At 71.9% G+C, this 5,247-nt stretch carries 6 protein-coding genes; 2 read left to right on the top strand and 4 right to left on the bottom strand.

What is annotated here, in order from left to right:
• A partial coding sequence (locus AB0M20_RS26060) for a histidine kinase (RefSeq protein WP_364302473.1) occupies window positions 1–1,013 on the bottom strand: 1,013 nt, incomplete at its 3' end.
• 135 nt (window positions 1,014–1,148) lie between these two features.
• Between AB0M20_RS26060 and AB0M20_RS26055 the strand changes: the two genes are divergently transcribed.
• Window positions 1,149–1,682, top strand: a complete 534-nt coding sequence (locus tag AB0M20_RS26055) for a hypothetical protein (protein WP_364302471.1) — start codon at window positions 1,149–1,151, stop codon at window positions 1,680–1,682.
• 8 nt (window positions 1,683–1,690) lie between these two features.
• Here the strand turns inward: AB0M20_RS26055 and AB0M20_RS26050 are convergent, their stop codons facing one another.
• The 3 genes from AB0M20_RS26050 to AB0M20_RS26040 form a co-directional block, all read right to left on the bottom strand.
• A complete protein-coding gene (locus tag AB0M20_RS26050) occupies window positions 1,691–2,644 on the bottom strand; it encodes an ATP-dependent DNA ligase (RefSeq protein ID WP_364302469.1) in 954 nt (317 codons plus the stop codon).
• Window position 2,645: 1 nt separating this feature from the next.
• Window positions 2,646–2,975: a hypothetical protein gene (locus AB0M20_RS26045; RefSeq protein ID WP_364302466.1), complete on the bottom strand. Its 330-nt coding sequence runs from the start codon at window positions 2,973–2,975 to the stop codon at window positions 2,646–2,648.
• A 97-nt stretch (window positions 2,976–3,072) separates the two neighbouring features.
• Window positions 3,073–4,173: an acyltransferase gene (locus AB0M20_RS26040; protein ID WP_364302464.1), complete on the bottom strand. Its 1,101-nt coding sequence runs from the start codon at window positions 4,171–4,173 to the stop codon at window positions 3,073–3,075.
• Between the two features lie 97 nt (window positions 4,174–4,270).
• Here AB0M20_RS26040 and AB0M20_RS26035 point away from each other — a divergent pair.
• Window positions 4,271–5,247: LacI family DNA-binding transcriptional regulator (locus AB0M20_RS26035; RefSeq protein WP_364302462.1), on the top strand; the 977-nt coding region annotated here is incomplete at its 3' end.

The raw sequence follows: 5,247 nt of genomic DNA, 5'->3' as shown, positions 1-5,247 counted from the left end.
AGGCCGTGCCCGCCGGCGACCGCCTCTCCGCCCACACCGTCGTCGATCACCTCGACCGTCACCTCCAGGTCCTCGTATCGCAGCACCACGTCCACCCTGGTCGCGCCGGCGTGCTTGACGACGTTGGTCAGCGCCTCCTGCACCACCCGGAAGACCGTGGTGGACACGGCGGCCGGCACCTTCGCGCGGTCGCCGGTCTCCAGCACCTCGACCGCCAGCCCGGCGCCGCGCACCTGATCGGCGAGGCCGTCCAGCTCGTCCAGGCCGCCGGTCGGCTCCACCGGGGCACCGACCCGCAACACGTCGACGAGGGCCCGCAGATCGGTCATCGCCCGCCCGCGCACGTCCTGCGCGAGCCGGATCGACTCCTTGGCCTCACCGGGGTTCGAGTCGAAGGCGTCCAGCGCGACGTTCAGGTGCACGCCCACCACGGCGAGGGTGTGCGCCACCACGTCGTGCAGGTCACGAGCAATGCCGACGCGTTCCTCGGCACGCAGGCGGGCCGCCTCGAGCTCCCGCTCGTGCTCGTCGCGGGCCAGCCGTGCGGTCACCTCGGCCCGCCACCGCCGGTTGTTCCGGAAGGCGTTCGCGATCGCCAGCACCGCCGCCAGATAGAGCGCCTCGCCGCCGACGTGGACGACCGCCCAGTTCGGGGTCACGTCCAGGTTGACGAAGAAGTCCCAGACGAAGCCGTACAGCAGCGTGGCGGCGCCGACGAACACCGCCGCGCGGGTGCGCCCGGCCAGCACCACGGCGACGAACGCGAAGGTGGCCGGCCAGGCCCAGCCGGACGCGAGCAGGTCGCCGCCGCGCATCCCGGCGACGCTCGCCACCGAGGCGACGAGCGCGGCGAGCGGCCACCGGCGCACCAGGAAGAGGCACCCGGCGAGAGTGACCGCGAGGCAGGCGGTGAGGGTGCCGTTGACGTTGCCGCCGGTCAGCGCCAACCCGACCGGCACGCCCACCAGGGTCAGCGCCGCGCCCGTGAGCACGGCGCCGCGATCGAGTGTCATCAAGCGTGAGTTTGTCATGCCCCGAAGCTATGGACGGCGCCTCGCGAGCGCGTCGTCCCGCAGCCGTCACCTCAGCGGACTCCTTCGGAGTACGCGCGTGCACCGTTTGGTGTAGCGGCCGTTAGATTGATCGCCGTGACTGCTGCGGAAAAGCTGGCCGGCTCCGGCCGCTTCGCGATCCGGCCGGGCCTGTCCGAGGCCGAGCTGGACGCCGTCGAGGACGAGTTCGGCTTCCACTTCGCCGACGACCACCGCGCGTTCCTCGGCGCGGGCCTGCCCTTCGGGCGCGGCTGGCCGGACTGGCGCGACGGCGACCGCGCGCAGCTGCGGGAGCGGCTGGCGCTGCCGGTCGAGGGCGTCCTGTTCGACGTGGCGCAGAGCGACTTCTGGTACGACGGCTGGGGCACGCGCCCGCCGTCCCCGGAGGCAGCGCAGGACGCCGCGAAGGCAGGGCTGCTCACGGCGCCGAGGATGATTCCGGTCTACTCGCACCGCTACCTTCCGGCCGGCCGGGGCACGAGCGGCCACCCGGTGCTCTCGCTCTACCGCACCGACGTCACCGTGCACGGCGCCGACCTCGACGACTACCTGTTCCAGGAGTTCGGCATCGGCACCCCGGGCGAGCCCCGCCGCCCGACGGTCACCTTCTGGAGCTCCCTCCTCCAGTAGCCGCGCGGTCAGCCCTTCTCGGCGGCCCGCTTGCGGCGCTTGCCCTCGTGCATCGCGGCCACCCTGGCGATCGGGATCGTGTGCCCCTCCTCGACCAGGCCCGCGTCGAGCGTCTGCGGCTCGGGCAGCGCCTCCGCCCACGGGTCGCGGTCGCCGAGCAGCTCGACCGCCGTGCGTACCGTGAAGTCCGATGGTTTGATCTTGGGAAGGTCGGCCCAGGAGACCGGGAAGGACACCGGGGCGCCCGGGCGGACCCGCGGGCTGTAGGCCGCCACGACCGTCGCGCCGCCGGCTCGGGTCGAGTCCAGGAACACCTTGCCGTGCCGGTCCTCACGGATGAACGCCGTGGTCGCCAGGCCGGGGTCGAGACGCTCGGCGCGGGCCGCGAGCGCGCGGGTGGCGGCGGCGACGTCGGCCGGATCCGAGTCGGGCGCCAGCGGCACGAAGATGTGGACGCCCTTGCTGCCGCTGGTCTTCACCGCGCCGGCCATGCCGATGTCGTCGAGCACTCGCTTGATGAGCTCGGCGGCGCCGACGACGAGGGAGAAGTCGCCGCCCTCCGGCGGGTCGAGGTCCATGATCAGATGCGTCGGGTGGTGCTCGCCGGCGAGCATCAGCGCCGGGTGGTACTCGACCGCCCGCTGGTTGCCGAACCAGATCAGCGTCCGGCGGTCGTTGCACAACGCGTAGGAGACCTGCCGGTGCGACGCCTCGGCCCACACCTCGGTGCGCGCCACCCACTCCGGCGTGTACTTCGGGAGGTTCTTCTGCATGAACTTGTCCTGTCCGCGCAGCACGCGGATCACCGACAGCGGACGGTCCTTGAGCACGGGCAGGATCCGGTCGCGAACCGCGTCGAGATAGTCGATCAGCTCGCGCTTGGTCACGCCGGCGTCCGGGAAGAGCTCGTCGTCGAGGCTGCTCAGCGGTACGCCGGCGCGTTCCTCCTTCTTGGCGGCCACCTCAGGCCACCATGCCCACGGCCGGGATCACCATGGCGAGGGTCAGCACCACGTAGGCGGCGCCGAGCCACGGGTAGCGGTGCCGGGTGGCGATGACCGCGGCGACGAACGGGCCGACGACCGCGACCAGCGCGGCGAGCGGCCGCGCGGAGCTGCCACTGCTGACCAGTCCGTAGCCGAGCAGCATCGCCAGCAGGACGAGCCAGGCGAGGGTGACCGCGGTGAGCCGGAGCACGACCTCCTGCTTCCGCGCGACCTCGCGCCGGTCCTCGAGCTTGGCCAGCGCCACGCGCATGGCGAGCCCGGACTGCTGATCGTCCACGGTCGTCACACTCAGCACCTTATTAGCGATCAGCGGGTTTCGCGCTCCCCGACGACATCCGCAACCTTGCTGTGCTGCTTCGGGCAAGGGGCGTAAACCTGGGCGGTCAAGCGGGGACCGGCTGCACGGTGGCCGGCTCCGGGGCGGCCGGCTGCGGGACGACCGCGGCCGGGGCGGTGCGCCTCGGGCGGGGGAACGGGGACATCCGGGGCTTGCGCCGGGCGGCGATGTCCTCCACCCAGCCGAGGCTGAGCACCGCGACGACGAGCAGCGACATGGCGAGTGCGAAGTCGACCACGTCCTCGAGGACCTGGGTCGGGATCTCCCACAGCTTCAGCGGGTCGAAGAGCACCACCGCGATGGTGATCGCCACGTTGTGCCAGAGGTAGATCGTGACGGCCCGGTTGTTGACCATCGAGACGAAGCGGTCGACCGGGCGGGCCCTGGCCAGCCAGCCCATCGGCGGCGACCAGCGCAGCAGCACGAGCACGAAGCCGACGCTGTAGATCGCGTACGCCAGCGGGATGCCGACCAGGTCGAACCCGGTGTCCGCCGGGTGCTCGAAGGCCCAGAGCAGGGTGCCGCCCACCGCCGCCACCGCGAGCGGGAGCAGCACCGCCGCGCGTACCCGTCGCAGGTCGCCCTCGCGGTGGGCGAAGCCCAGCACCCAGCAGGCGGCGAACATCAGCACGTTCTGCACCACCTCGCCGGCCTGCGCGCCGAAGACGTCCGGGTGGATCACGAAGACGCCGAGCAGGGCGAGGGGCAGCAGGATGGTGGCCAGTCGCGCGCGGCGGTAGAGCTTGAGCAGCAGCGGCGAGAGCAGGACCAGCCAGAGGTACGTGACCAGGTACCAGAGCACGCCCGCGGCCGGATATCCGAACTCGCTGGCCGGCGGGTTCGCGACCGGGAAGAGCCACAGCAGCAACGACCAGCGCGCGTGATCCGGCCACCCCAGGCGCAACATCAGCGGCACCAGGATCAGCCCCATCACCCACAGTGCGGGCAACAGCCGGCGGATCCGGTTGCGGATGGTCCGCGACACCGACTTGTCCAGCGACTTGACCATGAGCGACCCGCCCAGCGCGAACATCACGCCCATGGACGGGAAGACCAGCTCGAGCGCGGCGAAGGGAAACGCGTGGAAGAGCACCACGCGGATGATCGCCAAGACGCGCAGACTGTCGAAGTACCGGTCCCTATTCACGGTTACTCACGGTAGTTGGTGGCGTTTTGCGGCGAACTGCCCCGAACGGCCATAGCCGCAGGTCCGGACCGGTGGCAACGATGTCATACTGACCGCCATGTCCGCCCCGACCGCCCGTCCCACCCTCACCCAGGTGGCGGCGTTGGCAGGGGTGAGCCTCAAGACCGCCTCGCGGGCGCTGAACTCCGAGCCGAACGTCGCACCGGACACCGGCCGGCGGGTGCGTGACGCGGCCGACGTGCTCGGTTACCGCCTCAACGGGATCGCCCGTGAGCTGCGCCGCGGCGCCACCTCCGCACTGGTCGGCTTGATCAGCGGCGACCTGGCCAACCCGTTCTACTCGGCGGTGGCCAGCGGCATCGAGCGGGAGCTGCGGCAGCACGGACTGCAGCTGATCACCGCGAACAACGACGAGGACGCCGAGCTCGAGCGCAGCCTGGTGGACGCCTTCCTGGAGCGCCGGGTACGCGCGTTGCTGGTGGTGCCCAGCGCCGACCGCCACGAGTACCTGGCCATCGAGGGCACCCGCGGCATCCCGTTCGTCTTCCTGGACCGGCCGCCGGACGGGCTCGACGCCGACGCGGTGCTGATCGACAACGCCGGCGGCGCGAAGGCCGCCGCCGCCCACCTGCTCGAGCGGGGACACCGGCGGATCGCGCTGGTGGCGGACCTGGCCCGCAAGGCACCGCAGCGGGCTCGGATAGACGGATTCGTGCAGGCCATGCGCGCGGCCGGCAACCCGCTGTGGGAGCCGTACCTGCGCACCGAGGTCCACGACGCACGCCGGGCGGAGGACGTCGTCCGCGAGTTGCTCGACCTGGCGGAACCGCCGACCGCCGTTTTCACCACCAACAACCGGCTGACGACCGGGGCGCTACGGGCGCTGCGGGGCGTCGCGGACCCCCCGGCGCTGATCGGCTTCGACGACTTCGACCTGGCCGACGTGCTGGAGACCACTGTGGTCGCGCACGACATGGTGGGGCTCGGGCGGGAGGCCGCGCGGCTCGCGTACTCCCGGATCTCCGGTTTCGACGGCCCGGCCCGGACGGTGGTCATCTCGACCACAGTGGTGGC

This window comes from Actinoplanes sp. NPDC051633, from assembly GCF_040681735.1.
GTDB lineage: Bacteria > Actinomycetota > Actinomycetes > Mycobacteriales > Micromonosporaceae > Actinoplanes.
This window is presented reverse-complemented; position numbering and strand designations above follow the sequence as displayed.